Here is a 19,524-nt window from a genome sequence, read left to right as displayed (position 1 = left end):
CCTCACAGGCCTGCGTGGGCGGCGATGGCGGCGGCGATGGCCAGGGCCAGCTCTTCGGGTTTGCGCTTGATCGAGTAGTTGGTCAGCTCAGGGTGGCTTTCCACGAAACTGGTGTTGAACTGGCCGCTGCGGAATTCCGGATTGCGCAGGATTTCCTGGTAGTAAGCGGCGGTGGTCTTCACGCCTTGCAGGCGCATGTCGTCCAGGGCACGCAGGCCGCGGTCCATGGCTTCCTCCCAAGTCAACGCCCACACCACCAGTTTCAGGCACATGGAGTCGTAGAACGGCGGGATGGTGTAGCCGGTATAGATCGCCGTGTCGGTACGCACGCCAGGCCCGCCGGGTGCGTAGTAACGGGTGATCTTGCCGAAGCTGGGCAGGAAGTTGTTCTTCGGGTCTTCGGCGTTGATACGGAACTGCAACGCGAAGCCACGGTGCTGGATATCTTCCTGTTTCACCGACAGCGGCAGGCCGGAGGCGATGCGGATCTGTTCGCGGACGATGTCGATCCCGGTGATTTCTTCGGTGATGGTGTGTTCCACCTGCACCCGGGTGTTCATCTCCATGAAGTACACCTCGCCCTCGGCGAGCAGGAACTCCACGGTACCGGCGTTCTCGTAGCCCACGGCCTTGGCGGCTCGCACCGACAGGTCGCCGATGTAGGCGCGCTGTTCCGGGGTCAGTTGCGGGCTTGGGGCGATTTCGATGAGCTTCTGGTTACGGCGCTGAATCGAGCAATCGCGCTCGAACAGGTGCACCACATTGCCGAAGCTGTCACCGAGGATCTGCGCCTCGATGTGCTTGGGATTGACGATGCATTTTTCCAGGAACACTTCCGCCGAACCGAACGCCTTGGTGGCCTCGGAAATCACGCGGGGGAAGGCTTGTTCAAGTTCTTCACGGCTGTTGCAACGACGAATGCCGCGACCGCCACCACCGGAGGTGGCCTTGAGCATCACCGGGTAACCAATGCGGTCGCCTTCGGTGAGGGCCTCAGCGATGTCGGCGACGTTGCCCTCGGTGCCCGGCGTGACCGGCACACCGGCCTTGATCATACTGCGGCGCGCTTCGGTCTTGTCGCCCATGCGGCGGATGACTTCGGCCGAGGGACCGATGAATTTGATCCCGCGTTCCGCGCAGATGTCCGCCAGTTCGGCGTTTTCCGACAGGAACCCGTAACCGGGGTGCAGTGCATCACAGCCGGTTTCCACGGCGAGGTTCACCAGCTTGCGCGGGTTCAGGTAGCCGGCCAGGGGCTCGGCACCGATGCTGTGGGCTTCGTCGGCACGCTTGACGTGCAACGCGTGGCGGTCGGCGTCGGAGTAGACCGCGACCGAGCGAATGCCCATCTCGGCGCAGGCACGCACGATTCGTACGGCAATTTCACCACGGTTGGCGATCAGGATCTTTTTTATCACTTGGAAATTCCCTTGAGCCGATTGCTGCGTTCTTCGACCCTATGAATCCGGGTCGGCGCGTGACCAAATGTTTCATGACAGTCGCGAGACACACACTAAGCCCGCCAAGGGATTAACAAAAATCAATAATTATTGGGTCGTGCATAAGTAAAGACTTATAGTTGGCCGCACAGCCTGGGGCGAGAGAATTAAAAAATGCGTAAGTCATTGATGCGACTGACATTGCGTCAGTTGCAGATCTTCCATGAGGTGTGTGACTTGCGCTCCTACAGCCGCGCGGCCGAGGAAATGTCTCTCACACAACCGGCCGTTAGCCTACAAATTCGCCAGCTGGAAGAGCTGATCGGCCAGCCGTTGTTCGATTACGTCGGCAAAAAGCTTTACATGACCGAGGCCGCCGAAGCCCTGCAAAGGGCCAGCCGGGATATTTTCGGGCGCCTGGAAAACCTCGATATGCAGCTCTCGGACATGCAGGGCTCGTTGCAAGGCCAACTGAAACTGGCGATTGAGTCCAGCGCCAAGTATTTCGTGCCGCACCTGTTTGCCGCCTTCAAGCGCCAGCATCCGGAAGTGCAATTGCACCTCACGGTGGTTAACCGTGCCCAGGTGATCCGCCGGCTTTCGGACAATCGCGACGACCTGGTGATCATGTCGATGGTGCCCCAGGACATGGGCTTGGAGTTCCTGCCGTTCCTTAACAACCCAATCGTTGCCGTGGCACCGCCCGACCACCCGCTCAGCCTTCAGGGACCGCTGCGCCTGCAGGACCTGGAACCTTACACACTGCTGCTGCGCGAACCGGGTTCCGGCACGCGGCTGGCTTGTGAGGAATATTTCAAGGAAAAACGCGTGCACTTCACCCAGACGGTGGAAGTCGCCTCAGCCGAGGCGCAGCGTGAATGCGTATGCGCCGGGCTGGGCGTGGCCTTGTTGACGCGTCACGCGGTCAACATGGAATTGGCCACCGGCGGGCTCAAGGAGCTGCCGGTGGAAGAGCTGCCGCTGTACCGCAGTTGGTGCCTGGTGCAGGCCAAGGCCAAGCGCCTGTCACCAGTGGCCCATGCGTTCCTGGGCTTTATCCGCAGCGAGCGGGTGCAGATCAGCGCGCTGGCTGAGCGCTTCGCTGGGCAGCCGCGGGTGCCTGCCAGTGGAGTTCCGGGTAGTCCGTGATGCTCTGGAGCAGTTGGCGCTGATCACAGCGGTCTTCGATTGCGCGACGGAACGCCATGCGGCGCTGGTCTTCCTGTTGACGACGGGTCTTGACGGAGCTGTTGCTGTCTTCGTAGGGCCGGGCCATTTGGAGTCTCCCAATGCGAGTACGGGGAGTACAGGATGGCCTTGGGCGATGACGGTTTAGCGGCGCGCGCATTACAAGACGATGAACATTGCTGATCTGTAGGAAATCCAAATGTGGGAGGGGGCTTGCCCCCGATTGCGGTGTATCAGTCACCAGATTTACTGACTGACTCACTGCATCGGGGGCAAGCCCCCTCCCACATTTTGCTCTGCATACAGCGCTAGTCGTCGAGGGCTTTGACGGATTTGGGCGACAGACGCAGGCTGCGCAAGCTGCGCTTGACGCTCTTGAGGTGGTTGACCAGGCTCGGCCCGCGCGCCATGGCCACGCCCATCGCCAGCACGTCGATCACCACCAAGTGGGCGATGCGCGAGGTCAGTGGCGTGTAGATTTCGGTGTCTTCATGCACATCGATGGCCAGGTTGACCGTGGACAGTTCCGCCAACGGCGTCTGGCTGGGGCACAGGGTGATCAACGAAGCGCCGCTCTCACGCACCAGGTTGGCGGTGATCAGCAGGTCTTTGGAGCGGCCGGACTGGGAGATGCAGATGGCGACATCGGTGGGCTTCAAGGTCACCGCCGACATGGCCTGCATGTGCGGGTCACTGTAGGCCGCTGCGGTGAGCAGCAGGCGGAAAAATTTGTGCTGAGCGTCGGCCGCCACTGCGCCGGATGCACCGAAGCCATAGAACTCAACGCGCTGGGCCTGGGACATGGCCGTCACGGCCTTCTGCAGCTCCACCGGGTCGAGCTTCTCGCGCACTTCCATCAGGGTGTGCAGGGTGGTGTCGAAGATTTTCAGGCTGTAATCGGCAACGGAATCGTCTTCATGGATCGCAAATTGCCCGAAGCTCGCACCGGCGGCCAGGCTTTGGGCCAGCTTGAGTTTCAAGTCCTGGAACCCGGAGCAACCGATGGCGCGGCAGAAACGCACGATGGTCGGCTCGCTGATGCCCACGCTGTGGGCCAAATCGGCCATGGAACTGTGCATCACAGCCGCAGGGTCAAGCAGCACGTGATCGGCAACCTTGAGTTCCGATTTGCGTAACAGGTGGCGCGACTGGGCGATATGTTGCAACAGGTTCAAAGGACAGGACTCTTGTTATGGGCAGGGCCAAGGATGTAGCAAGCTTGTAGTTATACTACAAGAATTGCCGTTTTGCCCGTCCGACGCGTCACTAAATCGCCCTGCCCGCCTTTGAATTTAAGGGCGGCCAAGTTGTAGCCACAGGGGCGACCTTGGCATCACTCAGGAAAATCTGCATTTTTCCGTAACAAATCTGCCAACCCTTCGGCCTGCATCGGCCGGCTGATCAAATAGCCCTGCACTTCGTCACACCGCTCAGCGCGCAGGAAATCCAGCTGCTGCTGGTCTTCCACACCTTCTGCCACCACCTTGAGGGCCAGCCCATGGGCCATGGCGATAATTGCGCGGGTGATGGCCGCGTCCTCACGCCCCTGCCCGAGCCCACGAATAAAGGTCTGGTCGATCTTCACGTAGTCCACGGGGATACGCTTGAGGTAGCTGAGGGACGAATAACCGGTGCCGAAATCGTCGATGGCCAGCTTCACGCCCAGGTCGCGCAGTTGCTGGAAGGTGGCGATGATGTGTTCGACGCTGTCGAGTAACTGGCTTTCGGTCAGCTCCAGCTCGAGGTATTGCGGGTCCAGGCCGGTTTCTTCAAGCACTTGGCGCACCAGGCTGACCAACTTGCCTTGGCGCAGTTGGTGCACCGAGAGGTTCACCGACACGCGAATCGGCGCCAGCCCCTGACGCTGCCATTCACACGCCTGCCAGCACGCCTCGCGCAGCACGAATTCGCCCAGCGGCACGATGAGGCCAGTCTCTTCGGCCAGGCCGATAAAATCCCCCGGCGGCACCATGCCCCATTGCGGATGCTCCCAGCGGATCAACGCCTCGGCCGCATTCAGCTTGCCGGTGGCCAGGCATAACTTCGGTTGGTAGAACACTGAGAGCTGACGTTCTTCGATGGCCTTGCGCAGGTGGTTTTCCAGCTGCAAGCGCTCCAGGGTGCTGGCTTGCAAGCTGTCGGTGTAGAACTGAAAGTTATTGCCGCCCAAGTGCTTGGCGTGCTGCATGGCCATGTTCGATTGACTGACCAGCGCGGAAATCTCCCGCGCATTGTCCGGTAACAGGCTGACACCCATTGAGGCACTGACCACCAACTCATGCCCTTCCACCGTCACCGGCACCCGCAGTTTGGCCAGCAGCCGAGTGGCCACGCGCGCCAGGCTCGACAGGTTGCCATAGGCGTCGAACAACACAGCGAATTCATCCCCGGACAAACGCGCAATGGTGTCGGCCTCGGGCAAAGCGTTAATCAGGCGACGCGCCATTTTTTGCAGCAATTGGTCGGCAACTTCATGGCCGAGGCTGTCATTGAGTAACTTGAAGCGGTCTAGATTGATGTGCAGCAGCGCCAGGCTGCGCCCGCCTTGGCGTACACGCTGATGAGCCTCGCGCAGCCGTTCGCGGAACAGCGAGCGGTTGGCCAGCCCGGTCAACTCGTCGTAATGAGTGAGGTAACGCATACGTTCTTCGGACTCACGCCGCGCCGAGAGATCGGCGAAGAACCCCACGATATGACTGACTTTTCCTCGAACATCGCGCACCACATTCAATTGCAGCCACTGCGGGTACAGCTCGCCGTTCTTGCGCGTCTCCACCAACTCGCCCTGCCACGTACCGTGGCTTAGCAACGCCTGGCGGATCACCGGGAAGTGGCGGCGGGCATCGCGACTGCTGGGCAGCTCCACCACATTGCGGCCAATCATGTCGTCGGTTTCAAAGCCCGTGACACGGCTGAAGGCCTGGTTGACGGCAATCAGCACGTAGTCCGGGTCGAGGATCACAATGCCCTCGCTGGCGGCTTCAAAGACGGTCGACGCCAAACGCTGCTGTTCCTCCAGGGCCTTGCTGGCGCTGATATCACGGCGTGTACCGAGCATGCGCGTGACGCGGCCGCTGGGCGCACGCTCCACGGCACGGCCACGGTCTTCGATCCACACCCAGTGCCCATCGCCATGACGCACGCGGTATTCCACTTGGTAGTCCTCGCTGCGGCCCTTGAGGTGCTCCACCAGGGCACGCTTGAGCAGCGGCAGGTCTTCGGGGTGCAGGCGTGGCTTGAGGTGACCGAGCATCGCCGTGACGTACTCAGGCTCCAGGCCGAACAGCTCCTTGAGCTGGGTGTGGTGGACTTCGTCGGTTTGCAGGTTCCAGTCCCACAGGCCCAGCTCGCTGGCTTGCAGGGCCATGGCCAGGCGCGCCTCGCTTTTATTCAGCGCCAGGCTGGCAGCGTCCAGCTCCTGGCTGCGCTGTGCCACGCGGTCCTGCAGGCCGACCTGGGCTTCGCGCAGTTCCTGCTCGACCTGGCGGCGTTGTTCCACTTCGCGCACCAACTCCTGATTGAGTTGCTCGCTGCGCTGCTGTGCCTGTTGCAGATGCTCGATCAACGCCTGGTTCTGGAAGCGTCGCAGCAGCCCGCGCTGGATCAGGCGGTTGACCTGCCATGCCACCAGGCTCAAGGACGCCAGCAGGATCAGGCCGAGTACGCCCCAGCCACGCTGCTGCGGGTCACCGCTCCAGAACAGGTAAATGATGGACGGCACCAGGCACGGCAAGGCGAACGACAAAAAGGCCGGCACGCTCACGGCGTAGGCCACGCTGGCCGACAGTGTCGCGGCGCCGATCAGGCCGAACACCCAGGCCTGCTGCATAAAGCTGTCCGCCGGCACCAGGGCGATGGCGGCGGTGGCCAGGGTCAGGCCGCTGACCGCCGAACCGAGCATGAACATGCGCCGCCACACCGGCTGGGCCTGGCGACTGGGCATGGCCGAATCAAACGCGGCCACTTGGATCACGCGCATCGCCACCAGGGCCAGCAGCCAGACCAACCAGATGCTGTCCAACAGGTATTGCTTGGGGTTCCAGAGCAGCCAGGCGCAGACCAGGCCATTGACCAACATCAACAGGGTCGGCAGCAGCGAGCCCTGATACAGCAGGCGTGTGCGCTCGACCGCCATCTCGGTGGCGTAGTGTTTGCGAAGAACCTGCGCGGGCGCCGCCGAGGGGCCAAACAGGTCGGTGCTGAGGGTCATAGGCAGTGTTCTTATAATGGTGAGCCCGAAACGTCGACGGAGCATACACAAGCAAACGCTTGGGCCAAACTGCTCTACGTCATAAAAACGGCACGCTCATGCGCCGCAAACTTCGGGGCCAGACGGCTTGAGCGAGACGCTGCGCGGGCTGTGGCCATTGACCAACCGGTCATCACCCTGATTGTTTTCCGTCGACCACCCGGCATTGGTATTTGCCCCACTCCCCCGTGGGCCATAGAATGCGCCGATGCGCGATGATCTCTCTCTTTTGCTGAACTCCCTCAACGATGCCCAACGCCAGGCCGTAGCCGCCCCCGTTGGCCGTCAGTTGGTCCTGGCCGGTGCTGGCTCCGGTAAAACCCGAGTGCTGGTGCACCGTATCGCCTGGTTGATCCAGGTCGAGAACGCGTCCCCGCATTCCATCCTGTCGGTGACCTTCACCAACAAGGCCGCTGCCGAGATGCGCCACCGCATCGAGCAGTTGATGGGCATCAGCCCGGCCGGCATGTGGGTGGGCACCTTCCACGGCCTGGCGCACCGCCTGTTGCGGGCGCACTGGCAGGAAGCGGGCCTGAGCCAGACCTTCCAGATTCTCGACAGCGATGACCAGCAACGCTTGGTCAAGCGGGTGATCCGCGAGCTGGGGCTCGACGAACAGCGTTGGCCGGCGCGCCAGGCCCAATGGTTTATCAACGGCCAGAAAGACGAAGGCCTGCGCCCGCAGCACATCCAGGCCAGCGGCGATTTGTTCCTGGCCACCATGCGCAGCATTTATGAAGCCTACGAGGCCGCGTGCGTACGCGCCGGGGTGATCGACTTCTCCGAGCTGCTGCTGCGCGCCCTCGACCTGTGGCGCGACAACCCGGGCTTGCTGGCCCATTACCAGAAACGCTTCCGCCACATCCTGGTGGACGAGTTCCAGGACACCAACGCCGTGCAGTACGCTTGGTTGCGCCTGCTGGCCAAAGGTGGCGACAGCCTGATGGTGGTGGGCGACGACGATCAGTCGATCTACGGCTGGCGTGGCGCGAAAATCGAGAACATCTACCAGTATTCCGAAGACTTCCCGGACGCCGTCACCATCCGCCTGGAGCAGAACTACCGCTCCACCGCCGGGATCCTCAAGGCGGCCAACGCCTTGATCGCCAACAACACCGGGCGCCTGGGCAAAGAGCTGTGGACCGACGGCGGCGAAGGCGAAGCCATCAACTTGTACGCCGCGTTCAACGAGCACGATGAAGCGCGCTACGTGGTGGAAACCATCGAAAGTGCACTGAAAACCGGCCTGGCGCGCAGCGATATCGCCATCCTGTACCGCTCCAACGCCCAATCGCGGGTCTTGGAAGAAGCCTTGCTGCGCGAACGCATCCCGTACCGCATCTACGGTGGCCAGCGCTTCTTCGAGCGTGCCGAGATCAAGAACGCCATGGCCTACCTGCGCTTGCTGGAAGGCCGCGGCAACGATGCGGCGCTGGAGCGGGTGATCAACATCCCGGCCCGTGGCATTGGCGAAAAGACTGTCGAAGCCATTCGCGACCACGCGCGCCATGCCGATGTGTCGATGTGGGAAGCCATGCGCTTGCTGATCGCCAATAAAGGCCTGACCGGCCGCGCCGCCGGGGCGCTGGGTGTGTTTGTCGAGCTGATCGAGAACCTGGCCGCCAAGTGTTCGGAAATGCCGCTGCACCTGATGACTCAGACCGTGATCGAGCAGTCCGGGCTGATTGCCTACCACGAAGCGGAAAAAGGCGAGAAAGGCCAGGCCCGGGTAGAAAACCTTGAGGAACTGGTCAGCGCCGCTCGTGCGTTCGAAAACACCGAGGAAGACGAAGAGCTGACCCCGCTCGCCGCTTTCCTCGGCCATGCGTCGCTGGAAGCCGGTGATACCCAGGCCGATGAGCATGAAGACAGCATCCAGCTGATGACCTTGCACAGCGCCAAGGGCCTGGAGTTCCCGTACGTGTTCCTGGTGGGCATGGAAGAAGGCCTGTTCCCGCACAAGATGAGCCTGGAAGAGCCGGGCCGTCTTGAGGAGGAGCGCCGCCTGGCCTACGTGGGCATCACCCGCGCGATGCAGAACCTGGTGATGACCTACGCCGAGACTCGACGCCTGTACGGCAGCGAGACCTACAACAAGGTGTCGCGTTTCGTACGTGAAGTGCCGAAGGGGCTGATCCAGGAAGTGCGCTTGTCCAACAGCGTCAGCCGCCCGTTCGGCGGAGGTCAGCAGCAGAACTCCAGCAGTATGTTTGCCGGTTCCGAGATTCCGGAAACCCAGTTCAGCCTTGGCCAGCAGGTCAGGCATTCGGTGTTCGGCGAAGGCGTGATCCTCAACTTCGAAGGCGCCGGTGCCCAGGCGCGGGTGCAGGTGAATTTCGCCGAAGGCAGCAAGTGGCTGATGATGGGTTACGCGAAGCTCGAAGCCATCTGACTGTGGCGAGGGCGCTTGCTCCCTCACCCCAACCAGCCTCTCTCATGAAACACTGCGTTACATGAAGATGATGGGCCCGCCCTTGTTTTAGACGAGCGCGGGCCAATATCTGTAATAAGTCCTACAGACCATTCTGAATCGGTCCTACGCAAAAGCCCGAAACATTATGTCGCTAGCCACTGTCACTACACCTGTGCAACATGGCGCGCGTGCAATCCACAAATGGGAATTCCCTTTATGAAACGTTTTCTTAGCATCGCCATGGCGTTGTGCATCGGCCTGACGATGAGCATCGACGCCAACGCCAAGCGCTTTGGTGGCGGCAAAAGCATGGGCTCGGCACCGACTCACCAGACCAGCCAAATGGCCCCATCCGCCGGTGCCGGCGGTGCTGCGGCTACCGCAGGCGCAGCCGGTGCTGCAGGCGCCGCTGCCAAGGCTGGCGGTGCTTCGCGCTGGTTGGGCCCTCTGGCCGGTATCGCCGCCGGTGGCCTGCTCGCTTCCATGTTCATGGGCGGCGGCTTCCAGGGCATGCAGATCTTCGACATCCTGATCATGGCGGTCATCGCCTTCCTGATCTTCCGCTTCATCGCTGCCCGTCGCCGCAAGCAGCAGGAGCATCTGGCTCCCGCTGGCGCGCCAATGCAGCGTGAAGTGTTCGAGCAAAAACCAGCCATGGGTTCGATCTTCGGTGGTTCGGCAGCGCCTGCTGCGGCCCGTCCGGTGATCAACGCACCGGCTTGGTTCAACGAAGAGCGTTTCGTCGAAGCGGCCCGCAGCCACTTCCAGTCCCTGCAGCAGCATTGGGACGCCAACGAAATGGACAAGATCTCCGAGTTCGTGACCCCGCAACTGCTGGAGTTCCTCAAGCGCGAACGTGCCGACCTGGGCGACGCGTTCCAGTCGACCTACATCGACGACCTGCGCGTACAGCTGGAAGGTGTGGATGATCGCGCCGACAAGACCATCGCCACCCTGACTTTCAGCGGTGTATCGAAGACTTCGCGCTTCGACCAGGGCGAAGTGTTCAGCGAAAGCTGGAACATGGAACGTGCCCAGGGCGACAACCAGCCTTGGCTGGTCGCCGGTATCCGCCAGAACGGCTGATCCCTGCGCGCTTAGCAAGCAGATACAAAAAACCCCGGACCTGTCCGGGGTTTTCTATTTCACGGTTGCACTTATAGCGAGCTACTGTATAAAACGCCCCTATAAACCGCGCCATCTAGCAAGAGGATCCCGGCCGTGGAAGAAATCATCGAACAATTGCGTGAAGCCAACGAACCGGTTCCGGTTCCGCTGGAACTGCCTGACGAAGACCAACTGGTGGAAATCGAGGAACAACTGTTCATCGACATCCCGTTTGTCTTCCGTGAATTTTTGCTGACCGTCAGCGATGTGGTGTACGGCAGCCTGGAGCCGGTGACCGTCACCGACCCGCAATCCCACACCTACCTGCCGGACGTGGCCGCCAACGCCTGGGATGCCGGTGTTGATCGCAGCCTGATCCCTATCTGCCAGGACGGCGACGACTACTATTGCGTCGAAGAAGACGGCACCGTGGTGCTGTGGTCCGGCGAAGAAGAAATCGTCACCGAAGAAACCTGGGAATCCGTGTGGCACTGGGCGCGGGACGTCTGGCTGGAAAGCTGACAGAGCTGTTGGCTGACCGGGCTTACTGTGGTGAGCGGGCTTTGTGGTGAGCGGGCTTGCCCCGCGCTGGGCTGCGAAGCAGCCCCATAGCCTCACATCGCCAAACCTGAAACAACGCGTCGCCTGGACTAGGCCTGCTACGCAGCCCAGCGCGGGGCAAGCCCGCTCACCACAAAAAAGCTCGCTCACCACAGTAAAGTGGCCCGCCCACTTAGTGCTCCGGCGTATCCTTGTGGTTATCCAGGGTCTCCAGCAAGGCGACCTGCATCCGCGTATGCACGCGGATGAACCACCGCCAGAGCACGGCCGCCACCGCTGCCGTGACGACGGCGATCAGCACCAGCAACTTGTTGGTCGGCAGGATACTGGCCGACAAGGCGGCCAATAGCAGGAAGATCACCAGCAGCGAGAGGATCGGGATCAGTTCCGCGATCACCCTTCGTACACGCTGGGTGTGTCGCCCAGCCATTTCCGGCTTCACGCTCATCTCCGCCAGCAGCATCGACAGCGCCTTGAGCTTGCGGTACGCCGCGATCAGGAACGGCAGCGACAACAGCAACGCCCCGCCCCAGATCAGCGCCTTCTGCCAGCTTGGATCGCTGATCCAGCCCTCCAGGTACCCACCGATGCGCGCCGCAAAAAAGCTGCCGGCAAAGAAGATCGCGATCACCAGCGCCAGGTTCACCCCCACTTGCAGGATGATCTTGCGGATCATCGACGCCAACATGGCGCCTTCGCCCTGAGGCTGGATGCTGCGCAACCATTCGCCGTACATGCCGAACACCCGGCTCATGCGCTTGGGCATAATTGCCGCAATCTTCAGCGACAGTGGGTCAGCGCCGCGAATCAAGTACGGCGTGAGCAGCGTGGTAATCGCTGAAACCGCCACGGCGACGGGATAAAGGAAATCACTGGTCACCTGCAGCGTCATCCCCAGCGCCGCGATGATGAAGGAAAACTCACCAATTTGTGACAGCCCCATCCCCACGCGCAGTGAGGTACGGCCATCATTGCCGGCGATAAATGCCCCCAAGCCGCAGGACAGCATCTTGCCGAGCACCACCGCCACGGTGATCACCGCAATCGGCCAGGCGTATTGCAGCAGGATCTGGGGGTCAATCATCAAGCCAATGGCCACAAAGAAGATGGCACTGAACATGTCGCGGACCGGCTCGATCAGGCGCTCGATCTTAATCAACTGTCGGGATTCGGCCATGATTGCGCCGATCAGGAACGCGCCCAGCACCATGCTGTATTCCAGCTTGACCACCAGCAGGCAGAAACCGAAACACAAGCCCAGTACGGTGATCAGCAACATCTCGTTGCTTTCGAACTTGGCCACATAAGCCAATAGCCTCGGCACCAGCAAAATACCGATGACCAGCGCAACGATCATGAACAGCGAGAGCTTGCCGACCGTGGAAAACACCTCGCCGGAGCTGACCGTACCGCTGACGGCGATGCTCGACAGCAAGGCGATGATGCCGATGCCGAGGATGTCTTCCACAATCAGTACGCCAAAAATCAGCTGGGCGAAGCGCTGGTTTTTCATCTTCAGGTCGTTAAGCGCCTTGACGATGATGGTGGTGGAGGAAATCGCCAGGATTGCGCCGAGGAACAGCGAGTCCATGGTGTTCCAGTCAAACCAGCGGCCAATCTCGTAGCCGATCCAGATCATCAGGATGATTTCCAGGAAGGCTGCGATAAACGCCGTGGCGCCGACCTTGAACAGCTTGCGCAGGCTGAACTCCAGGCCCAGGCAGAACATCAGGAAGATCACCCCCAGCTCGGCGAGGGTCTTGATGGTGTCTTCGTCGTGAATCAGGCCGAAAGGTGGGGTGTGGGGGCCAATGATGAACCCGGCGACGATGTAGCCCAGCACCACTGGCTGCTTGAGGCGGTGAAACAGGATGGTGACAACCCCTGCCACCAGCATGATCACGGCCAAGTCCTGGATAAAGCTGATGGCGTGCATGGCGAGGGGCTCCTTGAGGGTACTGGCGCTTTTCCCACTTCCACCCGCGCCTTTGAAATATCGCAAAGTGCGGAAGGAAAAGTCTGCCTTGATCGTAAGAAATGCCCTGAGACGGGCTTTTGAAGGTTAACACCGCGACTTCCGCCGGAAAGCCGGTGCAATATATGGAAACAGATCGGTGAGCGCGTGACGGCAAGCCGCCTACCGGCGTCCCGTTATGGATGGCGCTGTAAAGATTCCAGCACCCGCAGAGGTGCGCCCCCAACCAATGCCTACAACCCGTGAGTGTGCTATGGAACCCGGAAACGCCCAGCTGTCGATGACGGTATTGATGACCCCTGATATGGCCAACTTCTCAGGCAATGTCCACGGCGGCACACTGCTCAAGTACCTCGACGAAGTGGCCTACGCCTGCGCGAGCCGTTATGCCGGCCGCTATGTCGTCACCTTGTCGGTAGACCAGGTGATCTTTCGCGAGCCGATCCATGTCGGTGAGCTGGTGACGTTCCTCGCATCGGTCAACTACACCGGCAACACGTCGATGGAAGTGGGCATCAAGGTGGTGACCGAGAACATCCGCGAACGCTCGGTGCGCCATACCAACAGTTGCTTCTTCACCATGGTGGCCGTGGACGACCAGCGCAAACCGGCCGCCGTGCCACCGCTGCAACCTCACAACAGCGAAGACAAGCGCCGGTTCGTGCAGGCCCAGCAGCGCCGACAGATCCGTCAGGAGCTGGAAAAGCGCTATCAGGAAATCAAGGCAGACGCGCTGTAGGCCATGCCCCCCGTGTAGGAGCGAGCAAGCCCGCTCCTACAACCGCCAACACCCATCGTAGTGGGCACACACATCAAAGCGCTGATCCAACTGGCTCATGCGCTCCATGTGATGGTTCACGATGTCCACCATCACGGCTTTGCTGGTGTTCGTGTAGTACTGCGCCATCAACTTGTCGTTAGCCTTGACACGCTCGACAACGGCGGCGTCCGTCGGGTTCTGCCATTGCTCCAGAATCGCATCTTCGGTGCCGCTCAAGCGCATGCGGTAAACCCGCTCATAAAGCTCCAGCGTACGCGCCTTGCGGCCAGCCATTTCCTGATTCACCCGTGCATAGTTCTGACGGAACTGAACCCAATAGGCCTCAGGTGGCGTGAATGTGCCTAATTTCGCCTTGCGCTCGGCGATCGCCTCTTCGGTGGCTTGCGGGCGCTGCGCGGTGTCAGGCTCCATCAACGTGATGAGCTGCATATGGGTTTCAACGATTGCGTTGATCAACGCGGTACGGTGTGGCGTAGCCGGGATCACCTTACCGAATATCGGGCTCTTGCCCGCGCACGACGGCATACCGTTCTCGAATATCGGCTGGGGGATGCGCACATCCTTGCCATCCGAGCGCGTCAGGCGCTGAAACGAGGTCGTGCACATGCCCCGTTCCATGTCGAAGGTCACTTCATACTCTTCCCCGGCCTTTGGCGTGATGCTCATTGATTTGCCGCAGACATAGCTGCCGCCATTGGTGTTGATCATCAGCATGGTTTCTTTGCCGGGTGCCAGCTTGAACTCCAGCAAGCCTCTGGCCTTGACCGGTGGGGGCACAGACATGCCGACACGCCGCCGGGTATCGACCAAGAAAATATTGTTGAGCATGCCAGTGGTCTGGCCCATGCAGTGCTCAGCGTCGTAGACGTCGATGGTGGTATTGGACGTATTAGAGATGAAGCGCAGTTTGGCGGCATCAGCCTCAGTGGCATCAGGGTAAGTGCCGTTCACACTGCAACCGGCCAGCAACGACGTCAGCACCAGGGCGGTCAGCGCCCGCGGCGAAGGGAATACGAGGGACATGGATCTTCCTTGAAAGCACAGTGGACTAGAAGGCGCCCGATAGTACCGGACGCCCTTTACCTGGCTCAATCAGGAATATTCCTACAACTCGATGGGTGTCGCTTCGAAACGTACACGAGGGTGGGCGATGCGATCCTGAGCCCGCACCAACTCCAGCTCGTAACTGGCGCAAGCCTGGGTTTCCAGCAGCACTTCGTGTACGGCGGCGGCGGTGAATTCGAAGGCGGCCAACAGGCTGTCGCCCAACAGAACGCGCGCCAGGAACAGGCCCGAGGTCAAATCGCCGACACCCACCGGCTGACGCGGAAACGCCAACAGCGGCCGGCGCAGGTGCCAGCTGCCTTCGGCGGTCACCAGCAGCATTTCGAAACCATCCGGCAACTTGCCGGGGTAATCCAAATGCTTGACCAATACAGCCTTCGGCCCGCGCGCCAGCAACGCCTTGGCCATGGCCAGGCAATCGAACAGCGATTGCGGCTTGCGCCCGGCAAAACTGTCCAGTTCCAACTGGTTGGGGCACAGGAAGTCGGCCATTGCCGCGGCCTCGTCCAGCAGGAAATCGCTGACTTCCTGGGGCACGATGCAGCCCTTTTCCGGATGGCCCATCACCGGGTCGCACAGATACAAAGCCTTGGGGTTGATGGCCTTGATGCGCGCCACGCCGGTCAGGATCGCCCGGCCCTGATCCGCACTGCCCAGGTAGCCGGACAAAATCGCGTCGCAGTTGCCCAACTCGCCGATCGCGGCGATGCCTTCCACCAACGCCGGAATCTGCTGCGGCGCCAACACTTCACCCGCCCACTGGCCATACTGGGTGTGGTTGGAGAACTGCACGGTGTTCAGCGGCCACACGTTCACCCCGACGCGCTGCATGGGGAACACGGCGGCGCTGTTTCCGGCATGGCCGAAGACCACATGAGACTGGATCGCAAGCAAATGAGGTGTGCGTTTCATGCGGGGGATTTCCGTAAAGCCGTTGAAATTCTGGCCGCGCAGTATGCGACTAAAAGCAGCCTATACGACAGACCGGCGACACAGTTAAGCTGCTCTCACTTTGTTGGAGTCTTTCGCATGCTGACCCTGGGAAACATCTTCGTGTTGATGCTGCTGGCGACCGGTGCCGCCTGGGTGTGGCACAACCACGGCCTGCGCGAGCGTGCGCTGGAGCGGGTCAAGCAGCATTGCGCCAAGCTCGACATCGAACTGCTCGACGGTGCGGTGGCGCTCAAGCGCATCGGGTTTGTGAAGGATGCCAATGGCCGGCGGCGCCTGGCACGTATCTACAACTTTGAATTCACCGTGACCGGCGAAACCCGCCACCCAGGGACCATCACCCAATTCGGCGCCCACAGTGCGCAGATCGAACTGGCGCCCTACCCGTTCAAGATCAAGACACCACTGCCCAGCGCCGAAGTGATCGAGCTGAGCCAGTGGCGACAGGACCACGGCACCAAGAACCGTCAGTAACGACAGGCCGCCAGTGCGGTCTGCAATGCCGCCACGTCCTGTGGGTCGCTGAAAATCAATTCGATACGCGAATCGCGCCGCCATTCGCTGGTGTGCCAGGCGAGCGGGCTGTTATCCACAGCGTTGGCCGACAACCAGCCTTCGGCGCTGTGGATAACCAGCTTGGCGCGGCGCCACTCAAGGCTTGCCAGCCAATGATGCAGGCGCTGGGCATCGAATTGCTGGCTCGGGTGCCAGCGCCAACCGATGCTCCAGCCGCCCTCTTGGGCCTGGCTCAGGCAGATCGGTTGCGCGGGATCGCTCCAAATGGCCGGCATCTGCGCCAGCCCCTTGGGCACTTCGAAGTTATCCACAGCCGCAGCCGCCTGTGCGTTCAGTCCTGGTAACTGGGTCAGCGGCAAATGCGCCTGCCGGGTCCAGTAAAACGGGCAATCTGGTAACTGCTGTTCAATGGCGTGGCGCTGCGCAGCGTCCAGCGCTTCCTCCTTGTTCAATACCAGCAGCCCGGCACTCGCCAAGGCTTCCTGCTGCGCCGACGGCAAGGGTTTACCCGCCGCCAGCGCCTGGGCATCCAACACCAGCACACAGGGCTGCACTGCCAACACGTTCTGCCACGGCGCCTCTCGCAACTGCTTGAGCAATTGCGCCGGATGGCCCAGGCCTGACGGCTCGATAAACAGCCGATCGGGTTTGGCCTTACGCAACAAACGCCCAAGTCCTACCTGGAACGGCGCGCCATTCACACAGCACAGGCAGCCGCCAGCGACTTCGCCCAAGGCAATGCCGTCGTCATCCTGAGTGAGCAAGGCGGCGTCCAGGCCTATTTGCCCGAACTCGTTGATCAGCACGGCCCAGCGCTCGTTGGCTGGGCGCTGGGCAAGCAGGTGCTTGATGAGGCTGGTCTTGCCGGCGCCCAACGGCCCGGCAATCACATGAGTGGGAATGTTCTGCAGCATGAGGAGCATCGTTCAGACCGTGTAGAGCGTTTGATCCTACGCGGTTATGCGAGCCAATCCAGTGTCAGGATCAAGCGGCGTTCGTCAGCCTTGAGTGCGGGCGAACGGTGAATCAGGCCATGGCCTTCATTGCCATGCCACTTGGTGCCCTTGAGCAGGGCGACTTCCCCGCACTGCAGCTGCTCGATTCGGTCGCTGGGTTCGGCGTCCGGCTGGCTCAACTGGCGACGGTCCATCACGCCTTCACGCAACCACTGGCTGCCGATCCCGGCATAGGTGGTGATCAGCCGCACCGGCACATGGTCGACGTGAAAACGCGGGCACATGGCTTTATCCAACAGGCGCAAGCGCACGCCGATACGCTTGGCACCCAGCAAACAGGCAAAAGCGCTGACCAGCCAAGACACATCGGCGACAAAGCCTTCGTAGCCTTCCAGGTCACGGCAACTGGACGCCAGCCCCTGCAAGTCGGGCGCGGCGTCTTCGTTATTGAGCTCAATCACCCTGGAATCGGCCAACGGCTCATTGAGCGCCACCAGCAAGGCGCCGAACTCGGCGATGTGCAGGGGCAACTGGCGCTGCCACACCGCCAGGTTGACGCCTTCTTCAAGGATGTCGGACAGCGCCAGCGGAGTTTCACCACGGGTCTGGCGAATCAGGGGACGCAGGGGAATAACCGGGGCCAGCATCAGGCGGCTGCCTCCTCATACCAAGGGCCAAAGGGATCGGCCAGCAAGCGCCAACCTTCGACGCCCAAGGCCATTTCTTCATCGTCGAGCAAGCAGGCGTCCAGCTCGGCGCGCAGCTGGGTGAAGTCGATGTTCTGCCCGATAAACACCAGTTCCTGGCGACAGTCACCGGTGCTCAGTTGCCAGTTGCCCATGATCGCCGCGACGCTTTCCTCATCCTGGGGCCACTGGCTTTTTGGCACAAAGCGCCACCAGCGACCGGCAAATCCATGGCGCATCAAGCCGCCCGCCTGAGACCAACTGCCTGCATCCTGATGCTTGCTGGCCAGCCAGAAAAAGCCCTTGGAGCGCAGCAGTTTGCCGTTGACCCACGGACGGTCGATAAAGTCGAAAAAGCGCTGCGGATGAAAAGGGCGGCGCGCACGGTAAGCGGTGGAGGCGATGCCGTACTCTTCGGTTTCCGGCACATGTTCACCCCGCAACGCCTGCAACCAGCCCGGGGCCTGCGCGGCGCGTTCAAAGTCGAATCGGCCAGTGTTGAGGATCTTGTTCAGCGGTACTTCGCCCATCACCATCGGGATGATTTCCGCCTGGGCGTTGAGGCGCTCAAGGATTGCCATCAACTCTTCACGCTCGCGGCTGCTGATAAGGTCGATCTTGCTGATAAGGATCACGTCGGCGAATTCGATCTGCTCGATCAGCAGGTCGGTGATGGAGCGTTCGTCTTCTTCACCCAGGGTTTCACCCCGGGAGGCGAGGCTTTCGGCGGCCTGGTAGTCGAGCAGGAAGTTCATGCCGTCGACCACCGTGACCATGGTATCCAGGCGCGCAATATCGGCCAGGCTTTGCTCGTTTTCGTCGCGGAAGGTGAAGGTTTCAGCCACCGGCAAGGGCTCGGAGATGCCGGTGGACTCGATCAGCAGGTAATCGAACCGACCTTCCTTGGCGAGTTTTCCGACTTCCTCCAGCAAGTCTTCCCGCAAGGTGCAGCAGATGCAGCCGTTGCTCATCTCTACCAGTTTTTCTTCAGCGCGGTTGAGGGTGACATCGCGCTGGACTTCGCTGCCATCAATGTTGATTTCGCTCATGTCGTTGACGATCACCGCCACCCGCAGGTTTTCGCGGTTGCGCAGGACGTAATTGAGCAGCGTGCTTTTACCGGCGCCGAGAAAGCCGGACAACACAGTAACGGGGAGACGGTTGGGCATCAGGTATTCCTCATCAAGGGTGGCCGGTCAAACTGCCCGTTTATGGCGTTCGCGCAGCTCTTCACGTTCTTTGGCTTCGATACAGAGTGTCGCGGTGGGACGGAGCAGCAGGCGTTGCAGGCCGATGGGCTCACCCGTTTCGCGACACCAGCCGTATTCGCCGCGAGCCAGTAATTCGAGGGCATCGTCGATCTTGTCCAACAGCTTCTTTTCCCGTTCCAGCAGACGCAGCTGCCACTGGCGCTGCTCTTCTGCGCTGCCGACATCGGCCGGGTCGCTGTTGGTTTCCTGCTCGCGCAGTGCCAGGAACTCGGCGTCGATACGCACTTGCAGCTCATGGCGCTGGGTCAGCAGCAACTCACGGAAGAACCCTTGTTGGGCTTCGTTCATGTAGTCGGCGGGCGGCTGGGCCAGCAGGTCTTGTTTGGTCATGGGGAGCGGGTCACGGGTCAGGCTGTGTTTTGATGT

General features: G+C 61.0%; 17 protein-coding genes. 6 read left to right on the top strand and 11 right to left on the bottom strand.

Going from position 1 to position 19,524, the window contains the following annotated elements:
* Window positions 1-2: 2 nt before the first annotated feature.
* Window positions 3-1,418: an acetyl-CoA carboxylase biotin carboxylase subunit gene (locus AO064_RS10255; RefSeq protein ID WP_003213442.1), complete on the bottom strand. Its 1,416-nt coding sequence runs from the start codon at window positions 1,416-1,418 to the stop codon at window positions 3-5.
* A 195-nt stretch (window positions 1,419-1,613) separates the two neighbouring features.
* Between AO064_RS10255 and AO064_RS10250 the strand changes: the two genes are divergently transcribed.
* Window positions 1,614-2,588, top strand: coding sequence for a LysR family transcriptional regulator (locus tag AO064_RS10250; RefSeq protein ID WP_015886600.1), 975 nt, complete (start codon window positions 1,614-1,616; stop codon window positions 2,586-2,588).
* Here the strand turns inward: AO064_RS10250 and AO064_RS31205 are convergent.
* The 3 genes from AO064_RS31205 to AO064_RS10240 form a co-directional block, all read right to left on the bottom strand.
* Window positions 2,518-2,715 (bottom strand): PA3496 family putative envelope integrity protein, encoded by a 198-nt coding sequence (locus tag AO064_RS31205; RefSeq protein ID WP_079444958.1) that lies wholly within the window; start codon window positions 2,713-2,715, stop codon window positions 2,518-2,520. The two genes, AO064_RS10250 and AO064_RS31205, sit on opposite strands and share 71 nt — an antisense overlap.
* 220 nt (window positions 2,716-2,935) lie before the next feature.
* Window positions 2,936-3,802 carry a transcriptional regulator HexR gene (gene hexR / locus AO064_RS10245; protein ID WP_003177007.1) on the bottom strand — a complete coding sequence of 289 codons (867 nt, stop codon included), beginning with the start codon at window positions 3,800-3,802 and terminating at the stop codon, window positions 2,936-2,938.
* A 158-nt stretch (window positions 3,803-3,960) separates the two neighbouring features.
* Window positions 3,961-6,837: an EAL domain-containing protein gene (locus AO064_RS10240; protein WP_064053203.1), complete on the bottom strand. Its 2,877-nt coding sequence runs from the start codon at window positions 6,835-6,837 to the stop codon at window positions 3,961-3,963.
* Window positions 6,838-7,084: 247 nt separating this feature from the next.
* On the opposite strand from AO064_RS10240, the gene uvrD reads away from it, so the two are divergent.
* From uvrD to AO064_RS10225, 3 genes are all read left to right on the top strand, one after another.
* Window positions 7,085-9,268 (top strand): DNA helicase II, encoded by a 2,184-nt coding sequence (uvrD, locus tag AO064_RS10235; protein WP_064053202.1) that lies wholly within the window; start codon window positions 7,085-7,087, stop codon window positions 9,266-9,268.
* Between the two features lie 237 nt (window positions 9,269-9,505).
* Window positions 9,506-10,375 carry a Tim44 domain-containing protein gene (locus AO064_RS10230; protein WP_046035798.1) on the top strand — a complete coding sequence of 290 codons (870 nt, stop codon included), beginning with the start codon at window positions 9,506-9,508 and terminating at the stop codon, window positions 10,373-10,375.
* Window positions 10,376-10,510: 135 nt separating this feature from the next.
* Window positions 10,511-10,918, top strand: a complete 408-nt coding sequence (locus AO064_RS10225; RefSeq protein WP_028618538.1) for an SMI1/KNR4 family protein — start codon at window positions 10,511-10,513, stop codon at window positions 10,916-10,918.
* 211 nt (window positions 10,919-11,129) lie between these two features.
* On the opposite strand, the gene AO064_RS10220 is transcribed toward AO064_RS10225, so the two are convergent.
* Window positions 11,130-12,893, bottom strand: a complete 1,764-nt coding sequence (locus AO064_RS10220) for a cation:proton antiporter (protein ID WP_046035799.1) — start codon at window positions 12,891-12,893, stop codon at window positions 11,130-11,132.
* Window positions 12,894-13,185: 292 nt separating this feature from the next.
* On the opposite strand from AO064_RS10220, the gene AO064_RS10215 reads away from it, so the two are divergent.
* Window positions 13,186-13,671, top strand: coding sequence for an acyl-CoA thioesterase (locus AO064_RS10215; RefSeq protein WP_003177014.1), 486 nt, complete (start codon window positions 13,186-13,188; stop codon window positions 13,669-13,671).
* Between the two features lie 36 nt (window positions 13,672-13,707).
* Here AO064_RS10215 and AO064_RS10210 read toward each other — a convergent pair whose 3' ends face one another.
* Together AO064_RS10210 and pdxY are read right to left on the bottom strand one after the other, a co-directional pair.
* A complete protein-coding gene (locus AO064_RS10210) occupies window positions 13,708-14,736 on the bottom strand; it encodes a hypothetical protein (protein WP_015886606.1) in 1,029 nt (342 codons plus the stop codon).
* 81 nt (window positions 14,737-14,817) lie between these two features.
* Window positions 14,818-15,690 carry a pyridoxal kinase PdxY gene (pdxY, locus tag AO064_RS10205; protein WP_034110415.1) on the bottom strand — a complete coding sequence of 291 codons (873 nt, stop codon included), beginning with the start codon at window positions 15,688-15,690 and terminating at the stop codon, window positions 14,818-14,820.
* A 117-nt stretch (window positions 15,691-15,807) separates the two neighbouring features.
* On the opposite strand from pdxY, the gene AO064_RS10200 reads away from it, so the two are divergent.
* Window positions 15,808-16,203, top strand: coding sequence for a DUF3301 domain-containing protein (locus tag AO064_RS10200; RefSeq protein ID WP_064053201.1), 396 nt, complete (start codon window positions 15,808-15,810; stop codon window positions 16,201-16,203).
* Here AO064_RS10200 and AO064_RS10195 read toward each other — a convergent pair.
* From AO064_RS10195 to dksA, 4 genes are read right to left on the bottom strand one after another with little or no spacing between them, the layout of a single operon-like run.
* Window positions 16,197-17,159 carry a CobW family GTP-binding protein gene (locus AO064_RS10195; protein WP_064053200.1) on the bottom strand — a complete coding sequence of 321 codons (963 nt, stop codon included), beginning with the start codon at window positions 17,157-17,159 and terminating at the stop codon, window positions 16,197-16,199. The genes AO064_RS10200 and AO064_RS10195 overlap by 7 nt on opposite strands.
* A gap of 44 nt (window positions 17,160-17,203) precedes the next feature.
* Window positions 17,204-17,848, bottom strand: coding sequence for a DUF1826 domain-containing protein (locus AO064_RS10190; RefSeq protein WP_064053199.1), 645 nt, complete (start codon window positions 17,846-17,848; stop codon window positions 17,204-17,206).
* Window positions 17,848-19,056, bottom strand: a complete 1,209-nt coding sequence (zigA, locus tag AO064_RS10185) for a zinc metallochaperone GTPase ZigA (RefSeq protein WP_015886611.1) — start codon at window positions 19,054-19,056, stop codon at window positions 17,848-17,850. Before zigA ends, AO064_RS10190 begins: the two co-directional genes overlap by 1 nt.
* A 27-nt stretch (window positions 19,057-19,083) precedes the next feature.
* Complete coding sequence (gene dksA / locus AO064_RS10180; protein ID WP_064053198.1) at window positions 19,084-19,488, bottom strand: RNA polymerase-binding protein DksA; 405 nt, start codon at window positions 19,486-19,488, stop codon at window positions 19,084-19,086.
* Between the last annotated feature and the right edge of the window lie 36 nt (window positions 19,489-19,524).

The organism is Pseudomonas marginalis (assembly GCF_001645105.1).
Taxonomy (GTDB): Bacteria; Pseudomonadota; Gammaproteobacteria; order Pseudomonadales; family Pseudomonadaceae; genus Aquipseudomonas; species Aquipseudomonas petroselini.
This window is presented reverse-complemented; position numbering and strand designations above follow the sequence as displayed.

Excerpts from the sequence above, each read along its gene's own strand:
- AO064_RS10230 (WP_046035798.1), top strand. The coding sequence starts at position 9,506 with ATGAAACGTTTTCTTAGCATCGCCATGGCGTTGTGCATCGGCCTGACG.
- AO064_RS10200 (WP_064053201.1), top strand. The coding sequence starts at position 15,808 with ATGCTGACCCTGGGAAACATCTTCGTGTTGATGCTGCTGGCGACCGGT.
- AO064_RS31205 (WP_079444958.1), bottom strand. The coding sequence starts at position 2,715 with ATGGCCCGGCCCTACGAAGACAGCAACAGCTCCGTCAAGACCCGTCGT.
- AO064_RS10190 (WP_064053199.1), bottom strand. The coding sequence starts at position 17,848 with ATGCTGGCCCCGGTTATTCCCCTGCGTCCCCTGATTCGCCAGACCCGT.
- AO064_RS10220 (WP_046035799.1), bottom strand. The coding sequence starts at position 12,893 with ATGCACGCCATCAGCTTTATCCAGGACTTGGCCGTGATCATGCTGGTG.
- uvrD (WP_064053202.1), top strand. The coding sequence starts at position 7,085 with ATGCGCGATGATCTCTCTCTTTTGCTGAACTCCCTCAACGATGCCCAA.
- dksA (WP_064053198.1), bottom strand. The coding sequence starts at position 19,488 with ATGACCAAACAAGACCTGCTGGCCCAGCCGCCCGCCGACTACATGAAC.
- AO064_RS10240 (WP_064053203.1), bottom strand. The coding sequence starts at position 6,837 with ATGACCCTCAGCACCGACCTGTTTGGCCCCTCGGCGGCGCCCGCGCAG.
- AO064_RS10215 (WP_003177014.1), top strand. The coding sequence starts at position 13,186 with ATGGAACCCGGAAACGCCCAGCTGTCGATGACGGTATTGATGACCCCT.
- AO064_RS10210 (WP_015886606.1), bottom strand. The coding sequence starts at position 14,736 with ATGTCCCTCGTATTCCCTTCGCCGCGGGCGCTGACCGCCCTGGTGCTG.
- AO064_RS10195 (WP_064053200.1), bottom strand. The coding sequence starts at position 17,159 with ATGCTGCAGAACATTCCCACTCATGTGATTGCCGGGCCGTTGGGCGCC.
- zigA (WP_015886611.1), bottom strand. The coding sequence starts at position 19,056 with ATGCCCAACCGTCTCCCCGTTACTGTGTTGTCCGGCTTTCTCGGCGCC.
- AO064_RS10250 (WP_015886600.1), top strand. The coding sequence starts at position 1,614 with ATGCGTAAGTCATTGATGCGACTGACATTGCGTCAGTTGCAGATCTTC.
- pdxY (WP_034110415.1), bottom strand. The coding sequence starts at position 15,690 with ATGAAACGCACACCTCATTTGCTTGCGATCCAGTCTCATGTGGTCTTC.